Below are 14720 nucleotides of genomic sequence, written 5' to 3'. Positions count from 1 at the left end.
CCCCCGCCTTCATGGATGAGAGACAGGCCCGCGACGAGATCTGCCGCGTGGGCCGCAGCCTGTTTGAGCGGGGCTATGTGCACGCCACCGCGGGCAACATCAGCGTGCGCCTGGCAGACGGCTACCTCATCACCCCCACCGATGCCTGCCTGGGAACGTTGCAGCCCGAGCGGCTGGCCCGCCTGGACGCCCAGGGACAGCAGGTGGCGGGCGACCGGGCCAGCAAGACCATTGCGCTGCACCGGCAGATTTACGAGGCATCGGCATCGACAGCCGCACCCGCGCGCTGCGTGATCCACACCCACAGCACGCACCTGGTGGCCTGCTCGCTGCAAGCCGACACGGCTGCGGGTGGCCAGCTGGCGCCCGATGCGCAATTGCTGCCCCCTATCACGCCCTACTTCGTCATGAAGGTGGGCCGCGTGCCGCACATCCCGTACCACCGCCCGGGTGATGCCGCAGCAGCAACACTGGTGGCGCAGACCATCACCTGCTATGCCGCCAACGGCAGCCCGGTGCGTGCCGTGATGCTGGCGCGCCTGGGGCCCAATGTGTGGCACGACACACCGGCTGCGGCCATGGCTGTGCTCGAAGAACTGGAAGAAACCGCCCGCCTGTGGCTGCAGTGCCAGCCCCGCCCCACGCCGCTGACAGGGCCCCAAATTGAAGACTTGCGCCAGACTTTTGGTGCCCACTGGTAACCACAACGGTAGAACAAGGAGACGTTCATGACCCTTTCCTTCTGGCGCAAAGCCTTCGCCCCCGTGCTGCTGGGCGTGCTGGCCACAGGCAGTGCCGCAGCCGCAGACTACCCGCCTCCCCAACACAGCGAATGGGTCGCGAGGGACTTCCGTTTTCAAAGTGGCCAGACCCTGCCCGAACTCAAGGTCGCCTACACCACGGTGGGTGACCCCAAAGGTGAGCCGGTGCTGGTGCTGCATGGCACCAACGGCTCGGCAGAGTCCATGCTGACGCCGGGCTTTGCTGGCACCCTGTTTGGCCCAGGCCAGCCACTGGATGCACGCAAATATTTCATCATCCTGCCCGATGCGATCGGCACGGGCCGCTCCAGCAAGCCGTCGGACGGCCTGCGTGCGGCCTTTCCGGCCTACAACTACGACGACATGGTGGCCGCGCAATACCGGCTGGTCACCGAACACCTGGGCCTGCGCCATGTGCGCGCCATCATCGGCAACTCCATGGGCGGCATGCACACCTGGGTCTGGGCCCAGCGTTACCCCGATTTCATGGACATTGCCGTGCCCATGGCCTCACTGCCCGCAGCCATGTCGGGCCGCAACTGGATGATGCGCAAATTGCTGGTCGACGCCATCCGCAACGACCCCGAATGGCAGGGTGGCAACTACACCCGACAGCCGCGCAGCCTGCAGTTCGCGTCGGTGTTCTTTGGCACGGGCACCAACGGTGGCAACCAGGGCCTGCAAAAACTCGCCCCCACGCGCGCTGCAGCCGATGCGCTGGTGGAGCAGCGGCTCAAAGCCCCCTTCCGCGGCGACGCCAACGACCACATCTACCAGTGGGAGGCATCACGCGACTACGACCCCGAGCAGGGTTTGGAACGCATCACTGCGCGCGTGCTGGCCATCAACTCGGCGGACGATGAACGCAACCCACCCGAGCTTGGCGTGCTCGACAAGGCCATCGCCCGCATTGCGCATGCGCAGGCCTACGTGATTCCCGCCAGCACAGAAACCGTAGGCCACGGCACCGTCGGCTTGGCGCGCTTCTACCAAGACCGACTGGCCCAGGTGCTGATCACTGCACCACGCCGCTGACCCTCTCCCACCAGGACACCTTTCATGCCCCGTTTTGCCGCCAACCTGTCCATGCTCTACAACGACGTGGACTTTCTCGACCGTTTTTCTGCTGCCGCACAGGATGGCTTCAAGGCGGTGGAGTACCTCTTTCCCTATGCCTACCCTGCGCAAGAACTGGCCACACGCCTGCAGGCCAATGGCCTGCAGCAGGTGCTGTTCAACGCCCCGCCCGGCAACTGGGACGCGGGCGAGCGCGGGCTGGCCAGCCTGCCTGGGCGCGAGGCCGAGTTCCGCGACGGCATTGCCAAAGCCATCGAATACGCCCAGGCCCTGCAATGCCCCCGCATCCATGTGATGGCGGGGCTGGTGCCCCAGGGTGCTGACGCGGCCACCGTGCGCGCCACCTACATCGCCAACGTGCGCTACGCCGCAGAGCAGGCGGCACCCCACGGCATCCAGATCCTGCTGGAGCCCATCAACGGCCGTGACATGCCCGGCTTCTTCCTGAGCCGCCAGGACCAGGCCCATGCGCTGATCGCCGAGATCGGTGCCACCAACGTCAAGGTGCAGATGGACCTGTACCACTGCCAGATCGTGGAAGGCGACCTGGCGATGAAGGTGCGTCAATACCTGCCCACGGGCAACGTCGGCCACTTCCAGATTGCCGGTGTGCCCGAGCGCCACGAGCCCGATGTGGGCGAAGTGAACTACACCTACCTGTTCAAGCTGCTGGACAGCCTGGGCTACGACGGCTGGATTGGCTGCGAATACCGCCCGGCGCGGGGTGCCGCAGCCCACGCCACCAGCGATGGGCTGGGCTGGCTCAAGCCCTGGCTGTAACGTAGTAAGAGCGGCGAACAAAACTCAGCGTAGCGGCCCTGGCTAGGCGGTCCGTCGCAGGCATTACGCAAGGTACGACAAGACGGAACAACGACGCCAGGGGAGTTTTGTTAGCCGCCCTCAACGCCGCTCAGTTGCAGCGGTATGGAATATGCTTGCTAGATAAAACGGGCTGCTGCGCTTGTCAACAAAGCGCAAGCAGCTATATTTTTAATAGCAAACAGACATCCATCATGCCCTGGCACGCGCGCCTGCAACTGAACTACACCCTCGAAAACGCCCGGACCGTAGCGCGGTTTGAGCACAACGGGCCACTGCGCATTCTGCAAAGCCTGTACCCCGAAGGCGACAGCGTTTGCCACAACGTGCTGGTGCACCCGCCGGGCGGTTTGGTGGGCGGCGACACACTGGAGATTGCCGCCACCGTGGGCACAGGGGCGCACGGGCTGGTCACCACACCGGGGGCCACGCGGTTTTACCGATCGGCTGGCGAGCTGGCGCTGCAGCGCACCCACCTCAACCTGGCCGAGAACGCGCGCCTGGAATGGCTGCCGCTGGAGGCACTTTGCTACAACGCCTGCCGCGCCCGCAACCACCTGACGCTGGCGCTGGCCACAGGCGCTGAATGCATGGGCTGGGACGTCACGGCCCTGGGCCTGCCCCACGCCAACCAGCCCTTTGAGACGGGCCATTTTGAGCAGCACATCGAAGTGCCTGGCGTGTGGCTGGAGCGCGGCACCATCAACGCAGCAGACCACCAGCTGCTACACAGCCCCCTGGGCCTGGCCGGCCATCGCTGCATGGCCAGCATGTTCTTTGCCACAGGCACCCCACTGGACCGCACCCGCCGCGACGCGGCACTGGACGCAGCCCGGGCGGTGATGGATCTGCACCCGCTCAAAGCCACAGCGGGCGCCACCAGCCCCAACGACCGCACGGTGGTGGTGCGCGTGCTGGCACCGCAGGTGGAGCCGGCCATGCAGTTGCTGCGGCAAGTGCGCAGCGCATGGCGGGCGGGCCTGTGGCAACTTGATGCCGTGCAGCCGCGTATCTGGGCGATGTAGACGCCGGTTGAAGGCAAAAAACAAGTCTTTTAGGCCTGCTGCGCCAGAGGAATAAGCGCAGAGCGCTATTTAATTAATAGCAAATCCACTCAATGTCGGGGCGCGGCAGAGGCTGCTGCAGCCATCGCCGCCGGTGCTATCGCGCATGTTGTGGCCGTGCTTGGTGCCGCCAACACCGCGCCTTTGTGGTGGCCTCCACAAACCGGCATGCAGGCCAAGGCGACGGTGCAGCAATCTCTGCGCACGCCGCTCCACAGCAGTGCGGCCCGCTGTCCGGCACACCGTCTGGTTCTTCGTCGAGTTCTCCATCTGGTGAACGCCACGCTGCGTCTACAGCCCATGCCCCAGGCGCGGGGCACAGGTCTTTGTGCACATCTGTCGCAAAACTGTCTTATGGTTTTCCCGCATCTCCCGCCCTGAGCGTCCGGAAACCGGGGCTGCAGCGAGGTCACTCGGGTTTGTACGTGTATTCACAAATTTAGTTAGTAAATATAACTAAATACCGATGCAGAACCAGCCTCACACCCAGGTCAGACGGGCACCCAAGACGCCACTCGCCGCAGCGTTCAGCGCCGCTGGAGGGGCTCTGGCATGTCTGCCGTTGCCATCGCAGGCTCAGCATCTCGGCATCCCTCAGCCGCCAGCGCGGCACCTGGGTCATGCGACGTTCACAAGACGGCGCACGACCTTTGAACCACCCCAGCATCCACACAGAAAGAACCTGACCATGCAGAGACAAACCTCACTTCCTTCGCAGCAACACCAAGACGACACAGCCCAGCTGGTCGCGGCGCACCAGCGCCACCCTGGCGCGCCGTGGGCGCGCGCACTGGGCCTGGCCGTGCTGGCCACCGTGTCCATGGCAGCGCAGGCGCAAACTGGCAGCTCCAGCGTGACGCTGTACGGGATCGTTGATGCATCCGTCGGTCGTTTCAACGGCGCTGCCGCGGGGATCAATGCGCAAAACTCCGCCATCAGCAAGGTCGAAGGCGGCAGCATGTCTACCAGTCGCTGGGGCCTGCGTGGCAACGAAGATTTGGGCGGCGGGCTGCAGGCCAGCTTTGAGATGTCGTCCTTCATCCGCAACGATACGGGGGCCGCAGGCCGCAGTGACGCCATCGGCGCGCCGGTGAATGTGGCGGCAGACCCCTTCTTCTCGCGCATGGCCTGGGTGGCCCTGTCGCACAAGGACTTTGGCCGGGTGCGCCTTGGCAATGTGACCACCCTGATGTTCGCCAACAGTATTGGCTCCAACGCGTTTGGGGACGGCACCATCTTCGCTCCGCTGAATCTGGTCACCTTTGTGGGCAGCCCACTGACCGGGGGCACAGCCTGGACCAACTCTGTGGTGTACGACAGTCCCAACATCGCTGGCTTTACCGGGGCTGCCGCGTATGCCGCATCGGAAGCGCAAGGCGGGGGCAACCGCGCGTTGCGCGTGGCCTATGCCCAGGGCCCTTTGGCCACATCGCTGGCTTGGCAGAGCGTGAAAAAGAACCCGCAAACCTTTGCCGATGGCACGTCGCCCAACAACACGCGCAGCTGGCAATGGGCTGGCTCGTATGACTTCAAGGCCGTCAAGCTGTGGGCTCACCTGGGCCGCATTGAGAACAAGGGCACCGAAGCCGCGCCGCTGGATGTGTCGTACCGCGTGTGGGATCTGAGCGCCACCGTGCCCGTGGGCAATGGCAACATTCTGGCGGGCTACGCATCACGCCGCACCAGCGACGCCGTGGGCCCGGTGCCAGCCACCGCTGCGGGCGGCAATGTGCAGCGCAAGGTATTCACCGTGGGTTATGACTACTGGATGTCCAAGCGCACAGACCTGTATGCAATGGTCATGCGTGACAGCACCCGCACTAACACGGTGGGCAGCGGCTTGCTCAACGCCAGCGGCACCAGCTTTGCGGTGGGCATGCGGCACGCGTTCTGATCAGTGCGGCACCGCTGGTGGGCGGTGCCGTCTTCCTTTTTTCAAGCGATCCAAGGTTGGGGCGCCCCTCGGGCGCCCCTTTTTTATCCGGCGGCCAACGGCAAGCCATCGGCCTTGAACATGGCGCGAATGCCCCGCACCGCCTGCCGAATGCGGGCCTCGTTTTCTATCAGCGCAAACCGCACGTACTCATCTCCCTGGTCACCAAAACCGATGCCTGGCGATACGCACACCTTGGCTTTTTCCAGCAGTTGCCGCGCAAACTCCAGCGACCCCAGGGCGCGATAGGGCTCAGGAATGCGGGCCCAGATGTACATGCTGGCCTTGGGGCAGTCGACCGCCCAGCCCGCTTCGGTCAACCCCTTGTAGAGGACATCGCGGCGGCTTTGGTACTGGGCGGCAATGTCTTTCACGCACTGCTGGTCACCCTCCAGCGCGGCAATCGCCGCCACCTGCAGGGGCGTGAAGGTGCCGTAGTCGTGATAGCTCTTGATACGGGCCAGCGCCGCCACCAGGTCAGGATTGCCCACCATGAAGCCCACACGCCAGCCGGCCATGTTGTAGCTTTTGCTGAGCGTGAAAAACTCCACCGCCACATCTTTGGCGCCGGGCACTTCCATGATGCTGGGGGCGCGGTAGCCGTCGTACACGATGTCGGCATAGGCCAGGTCGTGCACCACCAGAATGTCGTGCTTTTTCGCCAGCGCAATGACACGCTCAAAAAAGCCCAGCTCCACACACTGCGCCGTGGGGTTGCTCGGGAAGCCGAAGATCATCATCTTGGGCTTGGGGTAGCTGCCGCGAATGGCTTTTTCCAGCTCGGCAAAAAAATCCACATCGGGCGCCACAGGCACGCTGCGAATGTCTGCCCCGGCAATCACCGCGCCGTAGATGTGGATGGGGTAGCTCGGGTCGGGCACCAGCACGGTGTCGCCCCGGTCCAGCGTGGCCAGCATGAGGTGGGCCAGGCCCTCCTTGGAGCCGATGGTGACGATGGCCTCGGTATCGGGGTTGATGTCCACGGCATACCGGTCTTTGTACCAGTGGCTGATGGCGCGGCGCAGGCGCGGAATGCCCTTGCTGGCGCTGTAGCCGTGGGTATCGGGCCGCTGGGCCACTTCGGTGAGCTTGGCGACGATGTGCGGTGGCGTGGCCCCATCGGGGTTGCCCATGCTCATGTCGATGATGTCTTCGCCCCGGCGGCGCGCGGCCAGTTTCAGCTCGGCCGTGATGTTGAAGACGTAGGGAGGGAGGCGATCAATGCGCGCGAAACGGCGCTTGCCTTGCGATGCAGACATGCTGGTGAACTTTCACGTAAGCGCCCGGAACCGTCCGAGCGACGTGGCCAACAATGAGGTTAGCCCGTATTCACTGTAACGCACAACTGGGTGGTCGTGCTCGTCCGCCACAGGGATGTAGCAACGCCGCTACGCCCGATGCCCTCAGACTATGGCGCGAGGGGTACGCCGCTCACTCGCCGTAGCCCACGCAAAAATACCGACGCCGCCCAGGCCCAGCACCACGCCCACCCAGCCGGTGGACGTCCAGCCCATGCCCGCCGCGATGGACACGCCGCCAAGCCAGGCACCCAGCGCATTGGCCGCATTGAAGGCCGAGTGGTTGAGTGCAGCGGCCAAGGTCTGCGCGTCGCCAGCCACATCCATCAGGCGGATCTGCAATGCAGGGCCAATGGCGACCACTGTGCCCAAGAAGAAGGTGGCCAGCGCAGCAGTAATCGGGTGGTGCGCGGCAGGCACGAAGAGCGCCATGACCACGATGGACCACAGCAGCACCTTGCCAACGGCGGGCATCAGCGCCTTGTCGGCCATGCGCGAGCCGACAATGTTGCCTGCAACCATGCCCAGGCCGAACAGCGAGAGCACGAAGGGCATCAACGCCGGTGGCATACCTGCCACCTCCAGCAGCGTGGGCTTGATGTAGCTGAACACCGCAAACATGCCGCCAAAGCCGATGGCGCCAATGCCCAGCGTGAACCACACCTGCTTGCGCGCAAGCGCGCCCAACTCGCGCAGCGGGCTGGCGCCGTGCGATGCGGGCATGTTGGGCACCCAAAGGTGCACCATGGCGACGGCGGCCAACGCAATCAAACCCACGAAGACAAACGCGGCGCGCCAGCCAAACACCTCGCCCAGCGCCGCAGCGATGGGCACGCCCACCAGCGTGGCGGTGGTCAGCCCCAGCATGACCCAGCCCACAGCCCGCGCACGGCGCCCTGGGGGTGCCAGGGCCGCAGCCACCAGCGCGGCCACGCCAAAGTAGGTGCCATGGGGCAGGCCGGTGAACAGGCGCATGGCGCTGAGCGATGCGTAGCCAGGTGCCAGGGCCGATGCAAAGTTGCCCAAGGCGTACACCGCCATCAATGCCATCAGCAACGCCCGCCGCCCCCAGTGGGCACATAGCACCGCCAGCACTGGCGCGCCCACCACCACACCCAGGGCGTAGGCGCTGATCACGTGGCCCGCCTGCGGGATGCTGACACCGATGTCGCGCGCCACCTCAGGCAGCAAACCCATGATGACGAATTCGCCAGTGCCAATAGAGAAGCCCCCCACCCCCAGGGCCAGCACGGCACGCACCAGGGTGCGGTCATCGGTCGGGGTGGATGCGAGAGACGTTGAGGGCAAAGGCGCGGTCATGACAAAAGCAACAGCAGAGGAAGGCCACCCCGAAAGACAGCGAGGCAACACAGGCAACAGACGGGGTTGGAGGCAGGAAAGAGCGCGAAAAAGCGCGAAAAAGAAACAGAGTTACGGGGGTAAACCCGATTTATGTAACCATAGCACGCCATCCACAGACTTGCAGGGCCAGGGGAATGCGTCGCACGGGTGACGCGCAGGACGGGCAACACGGTCCGTCCATGTCACCATGGCAGCCCCAGAGCCCATCCCGTTTGGAAGGACTGCGAATGACGAAAGCCCCCAGCACAGCCGACACCCTTGCCGACACCGTCCAGGTGCTGGCGTTCGACATCTTTGGCACGGTGGTGGACTGGCACGGCAGCATCGTGCGCGAGATGCAGACAACGCACCCAGGCGTGGACGGCGATGCCTTTGCACGGGCCTGGCGCGCTGGTTACCAGCCGGCCATGGCCCGAGTGATGACGGGTGAGCAAGGCTGGACGCTGATCGATGACTTGCACCGAGGCATCCTGGAAGAGATTCTTCCGCGCTTTGGTCTCGCGCACCTGTCCGAAGCCGAACGGCACCACCTCAACCGGGTGTGGCACCGCCTGGATGCCTGGGCCGACAGTGTGGAAGGCCTGCAGCGGCTCAAGACCCGGTTCACTATCACCACACTCTCCAACGGCAATATCGGCCTGCTGACCAACATGGCCAAGCGCGCTGGACTGCCGTGGGATTGCGTATTGAGTGCGGAGGTCTTCAAAGCCTACAAGCCAGCGCCTGCCACCTACCTGGGTGTGGCAAAGGTCTTTGACCTTGCCCCGCAACAGGTGGCGCTGGTGGCGGCCCACCATGACGATTTGGCCGCAGCACGCGCTTGCGGCCTGCGCACGGTCTACATCGAGCGACCCCTGGAGTTTGGTGCCCAGCACATCAAAGAGGTGACACCGCAGCCCGGCAACGACCTGCATTGCGCCAGTCTGCTTGCCTTGGCACAAGCGCTGGGCTGCTAGGGCCCCTGCGCACGCATCATGGCGCCGCGTGCATCTGCGACCTCAGGCACTGGCGCCTCGGGCTTACCCGGCAGCCACCATCATCTGCACAAACATCTGCGCACGTGCCTCAAACTCCGCGCTGGTCGAGGTGAATTCCACACCCGCCATAGGATGGGGGGTGTCGGTTTTGAGGGTCACGACCCGGGCATAGAGGTCTCGGGCCTGGTATTGCACCAAAGTCAGGTCGAAAGACAGGCGCACCTCGCCTTGCAAATCCAGCGACTCGACCAACTCCAGCATGGCTCCGTGGTAGCCCATGTCACGGATCACGGCTTGGGCCACATGGGGCAGGACAACGCCGTCCTGCACGATCTGGTAAGTGCACGGAATCCGCACCTCCACCCGGTGGCTGCGTCGGAACTCCTGGCGAGGCACTTTGAGCCTGCGCGTGGGAATGGCCACCAGCTCGCGCATGCTGATGGGCTGGCTGTAGCCCTTGACAAAGACCTGCATGGGCGCGGTGGCAGACACCAGTCCCCAGCAGCGCTCATAGGTTTCTTCGCTGATCAGCACCTGCCCACGCAAACTGAAGGCCTGCAACCTGAAAGCCAGGTTGACCAAATCCCCCATCACGGTGAAATGCGAGAACGCGTCCGACCCGATGCGCCCTGCCAGTGCCTTGCCCGTGCTCAAACCAATGCCCATGAACACCTGCGGTATGCGGTCACGCATGTGCTCCATGTTCAGGTCGCGCATGGCCATTTGCATCTCTACCGCGCACATCACGGCACGCTCCACATCGTCGCTTCGGGACTTTTCCGCGCCAAAAAACACCTTGATCGCATCGCCCGAGAGCTGGTCGATGGTGCCTTGGTACCGGGTGATGACTTCAATGAGCTTGGCCAGGCAGCGGTTCAAAGGCTCCAGGTCGGCGCCTTCGGGGCTGTGGCTGTCGGTCACTGGGCCGCCGCGCAGCTTGGCCCACAGCACCGTAACGTCGCGCGAAACCAAAGAAAACGTGTAAGGCGCAGGGCTGACCCGCGCTGCCATGCGCAACGTGGCGGACATTTCTGCCAGGGCCGAGGCGCTGAGCGGGCTCCCTTTGTCGCGGGAGACCAGGCCATCGAGGTGCTGGAGAACCTCATCGGGATCAAAGGCAGATGGACCGGGGGTCGAGGCGGTAGTGTCTTTGTCCATGGTTGTACTGAAAGCCCATCTATTGGCACTGCAAACTTGCAATCGAGCGGAAAACCGTCCACCAAATCCCTGGCACGGCCCACCACAGCAGAATAGGTCCGCCTTGAAGGATGGTCAATATCGCGTTTCCACGTGCCTGTGCGCTCCCGGCAACAACCCCTCTGCAACAGCCCCTACACCAGCTGCATCGACTCCACACAGACAAAGTCGCCCGCTTTCGCATCAAAGTCCCAGCGCTGGGCAAGGCGCTGCTGAGGTGCAGGCCCACCGTGATCCAGGCCCAAGGCGGGCACGACGGACTGTACCTGCAGCACCACCAAACTATTCGGCTGCCCCCAGCGCAAACGGTGCGACACCGCCGTGCCCGCCTGCATGGACCACAACCCGGGCAAGGGCTGTGACAAGCCTGGCTGGTGCACGTGGCCCGAAAGCAGCATGTCCGCACCCGCCTCGCGCCAGCGCGCCACCGCCGCATCAGCCCCCAGAGGGCGGTGGGATCGGTCCTGCGCGCAGCGCGCCACCAGAGGGTGGTGGCTGGCCACAATGCACCAGGCATCGTTCGGCGCGGCCAGCAAATCTGCAGCCACCCGGTCCACCTGGCGCGCAGACAGGCTGCCCCGCTCATGCCGCCAAGGCCGGGTGGTGTTCACCCCCACCACACAAAACGGACCAACCTGCTGATGCGGCTCCAGCTGCGCCCCAAACTGTGCGGCAAAGCGGTCGTACGCACGCCCCCAGCGCAGCCACCAGGCAAACAGTGGCAAGTCGTGGTTGCCTGCCAGCACCACACGCTCGGGCACGCCCAGCCCCTGAATGAAATCATGCGCCTGCGCAAATTGTGCGCGGGTGGCGCGTTGGGTCAGGTCGCCCGACACCACCACCACACGGATCTGCAACGCATGGGCCAGGCGCTGCACCGCGGCGCACACCTGCGGGTCGTGCGCACCAAAGTGCAGGTCGGACAAATGCATCAGCCGCTGCGGCTGCATAGCCGGTAAATCCATCGCCAAGGATTCCTCTGACAAAAGCGATTGCGTGCACTGAGCTTCATGGCTTCGGCGGCAGAGCCGCCCTGGACCATGAAAGTTATTTCACATTAAGCGGTGACCAGCGATGGGGCAGCGCCCGTAGCGGCTGGCAAAGGCTCCACCCGCGATGCGGGCGTGCGCTCCAGCCTTGTGGGCGCCACCAGCCACAACGGTCGTGGGTGCAGTTTGAAGCACAGCGGTGCATCCATGCGCTCACGCTCGCCGTCAAACGCAACTTTGACCCGGCCCTTGCGCCAGCCGCTGGGGCTCACGGTCAGCTCGGTGCAGGCCAGGCTCAGCACGGCTGGGTCTTGCTTCAACTGCCCCAGGGCCGCCCGCCACACAGTGCGCGCCATGGCCCAGCGGCCCTGGGGCTTGAGCAGCACCACCGCCAGCTGCCCCCCCTGCGCCACCGACTGCGCTTGGGGCAGCCCCACCTGCTCCAGCTGCAGCGGGTTGTTGCCCACAAACAAGGTGGTCACCTGGTGCTCTTGCTCGTACACCTGCGCGCCCTGGTGGGTGCGCACCAGCACCCGCCAGCGCCGCCCTGATGATGGCCGCAGCATGCTCCACACCGCCGCGCCCATGGCCACCCAGCGCGAGCGGCCAAACCGGCGCGTGGCCTGCTCCCGCTCGGCCAGCAGGCGCGGGTACAAGCCCACGCTGGCGTTCACCAGAAACACGCGGTCGTTCACAAAGCCCACCTGCACCGGCCGCAGCTCACCTGCGCGCAGGGCTTGCAGCATCTGCAGCACGGCCGCCTCGGCATCCATCGGCAGGCCCTGCTCGCGGCTGAAATAGTTGAAAGTACCCATGGGCACGACTCCCATGGGCACCCCGGCGCGCAGGGCCGCAGCGGCCACAGCGTTGATGGTGCCATCTCCCCCGGCCGCCACCAGCAGCCCCGCACTGTCGCGCGCAGCGGCTGCTGCATGGTCGGCCAGCTGCACGATATCGCCCCGCTCCCGTGGCACGTGCCACACCACAGGATGGTCACACTGGGCAAAGGCCCCACTCAGTTGCGAGCGCGCCAGGTCCAGATCAGCCCCCGGGCGCAGGGGCACCACCAGGTGAACGGGGCTTTGGGCATGGAGCAGCAAGGGGCTTTGGAAATCGGTCATGGCAGCGGGCAGGCGTGGTGCCTGCGGAGGGTTTTGTGAGAGACAAGCGCCGCCGGGCGCATACCCATGGATGGTGCCCAGCCCCTCGTCCCATGGCAGCCAGCGCGCTGCGCTGCTGCATGTCAGCAGGCACCTACAAAGGCGCACCGCCCACCCACCGATACCGTGCCAGCGGCGGGGAATAGCCTGCCGCTACCGGCCACTTCGTGTAAAAACACGGCCCTTGCCAGCGCTGCTGCGCTGCACCCGCCCACCTTTGCCGTAACCCAAAGAAGAAGCCCCTGATGACCCTGGACACCTTGGCCCCCTGGATCGCCCAACACCCCCTACCGCTGTGGCTGTGCGGCATGGCCCTGTGTGCCCTGCTGGGCGGCCTGGCACTGCAAGGCCTGCGGGCATTGCGCCACCAGCCATCGCCCCTGCGCCGCTGGCTGCACCCCACCAGCGCCAGCACTTTGCTGGTGATGGCCATGGCTGCTGCCGCCTGCGCGCTGCTGGCGGGCGGCGCGGTGCTGGCTGCCCTGGCCGAGAGTGGGCAGGCCACAGGCACCTGGGGGCGGGTGGACGAGGCCATTGCCCACCAGCTGCGCACCCAGGCCAGCATGGGCGACCTGCGGTGGTTTGCCACCGTCACCCATCTGGGCGACAGCTGGGTGCTGGCGGCATTGACCGTGGCGGTGACAGCAGCGCTGTGGTGGCGCAAGCACCGCCTGCTGGCCGTGGGCTGGTTCGTGGCCATGGCCGGCAACGGGCTGTTGACCAAGATCCTCAAAGACGTGTTCGCCCGCGTGCGGCCCGAACATGTGCACAGCGCAGCCCAGGCCGATGGCTTCAGCTTTCCGAGCGGGCACAGCAGCGCATCCATCGTGGCCTACGCCATGCTGGCGTATCTGGCGGTGCGGCTGCTGCCTCGGCGCTGGCACCTGCCTGCGGCCTGTGCAGCAGGCGCGCTGGTCTTCACCACCGGTTTCAGCCGCGTGGTGCTGCACGTGCACTACGCCAGCGATGTGCTGGCCGGCTGGCTGCTGGGTGGGACCTGGATGGTTTGCACCGTGCTCATCATGGACAGCATGGCCCGCTGGCGCGGCGCACCACCCACGCTAGCCCACCAATAGAAGCGAAGGCAGGTTTCAAATGGCCACGAGGTTGCGAATGCCCTTGGCCTCCATCTCGCTGCCAGGACCGCGTGCGATGACTTCGCCGCGCTCCATCACCAGGTAGTCGTCCGCCAGTTCCTGGGCAAAGTCGTAGTACTGCTCGCACAGCAAAATGGCCATCTCGCCGGTGTCAGCCAGCATGCGGATGACGCGGCCAATGTCCTTGATGATGCTGGGCTGGATGCCTTCGGTGGGCTCGTCCAGGATCAGCAAACGCGGGCCGGGCGCCAGCGCGCGGGCAATGGCCAGCTGCTGTTGCTGCCCGCCCGAAAGGTCACCGCCCCTGCGCCCCAGCATTTGCTTGAGCACCGGGAACAGTTCGTACAGGTGCGCCGGAATAGGCGTGGAGCCGCTTTTGTAGGCCAGGCCCATGCGCAGGTTCTCTTCCACCGTAAGGCGGCCAAAAATCTCGCGGCCTTGCGGCACAAAGCCAATGCCTGCACGGGCCCGGTCGTAGGGCGTGGCTTTGTCGATGGGCTTGCCGTCAAAGCTGATGCTACCGCTTCTGATGGGCACCAAGCCCATGAGGCTCTTGAGCAGCGTGGTCTTGCCCACGCCGTTGCGCCCGAGCAGCACGGTGACTTTGCCGGGGGTAGCTGTAAGGCTCACGTCGCGCAGGATGTGGGAGCCGCCGTAGTACTGGTTGATGTTTTGGACGGTGAGCATGGTGGTTTTTTGAGTGTTTTTGGGCTCTAGCGCATGTATATCAAGCGCTAGGCGCTATTTTTTTTGAAGCGTTTCGTATGCTTGCTCAGAGGCAGTCCGGATGTGTTGAGCGCAAACCAACCGTTCGGGCTGTGCTTGTCGAAGTCGGGGCACACGCCCCAACCCCGTTCGGGCTGAGCCTGTCGAAGCCGGGGCTCGCTTGCTAATCTGACGGCGTGCATGTGCCAGGGGCGGGTGCCGGGATGTGCGCCCGGCGGCGCACCTTCTTTTGGTGCAACCCGCTGCGCGGGTTATCTTGC

Annotated in this window: 13 protein-coding genes; 7 read left to right on the top strand and 6 right to left on the bottom strand. The window is 64.9% G+C overall.

Annotation, left to right across the window (positions count from 1 at the left end; translation table 11 throughout):
* The first annotated feature begins 11 nt into the window (after positions 1–11).
* The 5 genes from C8C98_RS15300 to C8C98_RS15280 all read left to right on the top strand — a co-directional run bounded on the left by C8C98_RS15300 (position 12) and on the right by C8C98_RS15280 (position 5615).
* Entirely contained in the window at positions 12–701 is a 690-nt protein-coding gene (locus tag C8C98_RS15300) for an aldolase (RefSeq protein ID WP_121456296.1), read from the top strand.
* Positions 702–728: 27 nt separating this feature from the next.
* Positions 729–1796, top strand: a complete 1068-nt coding sequence (locus C8C98_RS15295) for an alpha/beta fold hydrolase (protein WP_121454975.1) — start codon at positions 729–731, stop codon at positions 1794–1796.
* A gap of 24 nt (positions 1797–1820) precedes the next feature.
* A complete protein-coding gene (otnI, locus tag C8C98_RS15290) occupies positions 1821–2618 on the top strand; it encodes a 2-oxo-tetronate isomerase (RefSeq protein WP_121454974.1) in 798 nt (265 codons plus the stop codon).
* A 233-nt stretch (positions 2619–2851) separates the two neighbouring features.
* A complete protein-coding gene (locus tag C8C98_RS15285) occupies positions 2852–3682 on the top strand; it encodes an urease accessory protein UreD (protein ID WP_121454973.1) in 831 nt (276 codons plus the stop codon).
* 727 nt (positions 3683–4409) lie between these two features.
* On the top strand, positions 4410–5615 hold the full coding sequence (locus tag C8C98_RS15280; RefSeq protein ID WP_121454972.1) for a porin: 1206 nt from the start codon (positions 4410–4412) through the stop codon (positions 5613–5615).
* A gap of 83 nt (positions 5616–5698) precedes the next feature.
* Here C8C98_RS15280 and alaC read toward each other — a convergent pair whose 3' ends face one another.
* Entirely contained in the window at positions 5699–6913 is a 1215-nt protein-coding gene (alaC, locus tag C8C98_RS15275; protein ID WP_121454971.1) for an alanine transaminase, read from the bottom strand.
* Between the two features lie 144 nt (positions 6914–7057).
* Entirely contained in the window at positions 7058–8272 is a 1215-nt protein-coding gene (locus tag C8C98_RS15270; protein ID WP_121454970.1) for an MFS transporter, read from the bottom strand.
* Positions 8273–8541: 269 nt separating this feature from the next.
* On the opposite strand from C8C98_RS15270, the gene C8C98_RS15265 reads away from it, so the two are divergent.
* Positions 8542–9270 (top strand): haloacid dehalogenase type II, encoded by a 729-nt coding sequence (locus tag C8C98_RS15265; protein WP_121454969.1) that lies wholly within the window; start codon positions 8542–8544, stop codon positions 9268–9270.
* 63 nt (positions 9271–9333) lie between these two features.
* On the opposite strand, the gene C8C98_RS15260 is transcribed toward C8C98_RS15265, so the two are convergent.
* The 3 genes from C8C98_RS15260 to C8C98_RS15250 form a co-directional block, all read right to left on the bottom strand.
* Positions 9334–10449 (bottom strand): adenylate/guanylate cyclase domain-containing protein, encoded by a 1116-nt coding sequence (locus C8C98_RS15260; protein WP_121454968.1) that lies wholly within the window; start codon positions 10447–10449, stop codon positions 9334–9336.
* Positions 10450–10622: 173 nt separating this feature from the next.
* Entirely contained in the window at positions 10623–11420 is a 798-nt protein-coding gene (locus C8C98_RS15255) for a metallophosphoesterase (RefSeq protein WP_121456295.1), read from the bottom strand.
* A 125-nt stretch (positions 11421–11545) separates the two neighbouring features.
* Positions 11546–12598, bottom strand: a complete 1053-nt coding sequence (locus tag C8C98_RS15250) for a diacylglycerol kinase family protein (RefSeq protein WP_121454967.1) — start codon at positions 12596–12598, stop codon at positions 11546–11548.
* 284 nt (positions 12599–12882) lie between these two features.
* Here C8C98_RS15250 and C8C98_RS15245 point away from each other — a divergent pair, with 284 nt between their 5' ends.
* Positions 12883–13713: a phosphatase PAP2 family protein gene (locus C8C98_RS15245; protein WP_121454966.1), complete on the top strand. Its 831-nt coding sequence runs from the start codon at positions 12883–12885 to the stop codon at positions 13711–13713.
* Positions 13714–13728: 15 nt separating this feature from the next.
* Here the strand turns inward: C8C98_RS15245 and urtE are convergent, their stop codons facing one another.
* Entirely contained in the window at positions 13729–14421 is a 693-nt protein-coding gene (gene urtE / locus C8C98_RS15240) for an urea ABC transporter ATP-binding subunit UrtE (RefSeq protein ID WP_121454965.1), read from the bottom strand.
* Between the last annotated feature and the right edge of the window lie 299 nt (positions 14422–14720).

Source organism: Acidovorax sp. 106 (assembly GCF_003663825.1).
In the GTDB taxonomy this organism is placed as follows: domain Bacteria; phylum Pseudomonadota; class Gammaproteobacteria; order Burkholderiales; family Burkholderiaceae_C; genus Acidovorax.
Note: the sequence above shows the minus strand (reverse complement) of the source record. Positions and strands in the feature narration are given on the sequence as shown.

What these genes read in the sequence shown, in the direction of transcription:
- C8C98_RS15300 (WP_121456296.1), top strand. Translation starts at nt 12, where the DNA reads ATGGATGAGAGACAGGCCCGCGACGAGATCTGCCGCGTGGGCCGCAGC.
- C8C98_RS15295 (WP_121454975.1), top strand. Translation starts at nt 729, where the DNA reads ATGACCCTTTCCTTCTGGCGCAAAGCCTTCGCCCCCGTGCTGCTGGGC.
- otnI (WP_121454974.1), top strand. Translation starts at nt 1,821, where the DNA reads ATGCCCCGTTTTGCCGCCAACCTGTCCATGCTCTACAACGACGTGGAC.
- C8C98_RS15285 (WP_121454973.1), top strand. Translation starts at nt 2,852, where the DNA reads ATGCCCTGGCACGCGCGCCTGCAACTGAACTACACCCTCGAAAACGCC.
- C8C98_RS15280 (WP_121454972.1), top strand. Translation starts at nt 4,410, where the DNA reads ATGCAGAGACAAACCTCACTTCCTTCGCAGCAACACCAAGACGACACA.
- alaC (WP_121454971.1), bottom strand. Translation starts at nt 6,913, where the DNA reads ATGTCTGCATCGCAAGGCAAGCGCCGTTTCGCGCGCATTGATCGCCTC.
- C8C98_RS15270 (WP_121454970.1), bottom strand. Translation starts at nt 8,272, where the DNA reads ATGACCGCGCCTTTGCCCTCAACGTCTCTCGCATCCACCCCGACCGAT.
- C8C98_RS15265 (WP_121454969.1), top strand. Translation starts at nt 8,542, where the DNA reads ATGACGAAAGCCCCCAGCACAGCCGACACCCTTGCCGACACCGTCCAG.
- C8C98_RS15260 (WP_121454968.1), bottom strand. Translation starts at nt 10,449, where the DNA reads ATGGACAAAGACACTACCGCCTCGACCCCCGGTCCATCTGCCTTTGAT.
- C8C98_RS15255 (WP_121456295.1), bottom strand. Translation starts at nt 11,420, where the DNA reads ATGCATTTGTCCGACCTGCACTTTGGTGCGCACGACCCGCAGGTGTGC.
- C8C98_RS15250 (WP_121454967.1), bottom strand. Translation starts at nt 12,598, where the DNA reads ATGACCGATTTCCAAAGCCCCTTGCTGCTCCATGCCCAAAGCCCCGTT.
- C8C98_RS15245 (WP_121454966.1), top strand. Translation starts at nt 12,883, where the DNA reads ATGACCCTGGACACCTTGGCCCCCTGGATCGCCCAACACCCCCTACCG.
- urtE (WP_121454965.1), bottom strand. Translation starts at nt 14,421, where the DNA reads ATGCTCACCGTCCAAAACATCAACCAGTACTACGGCGGCTCCCACATC.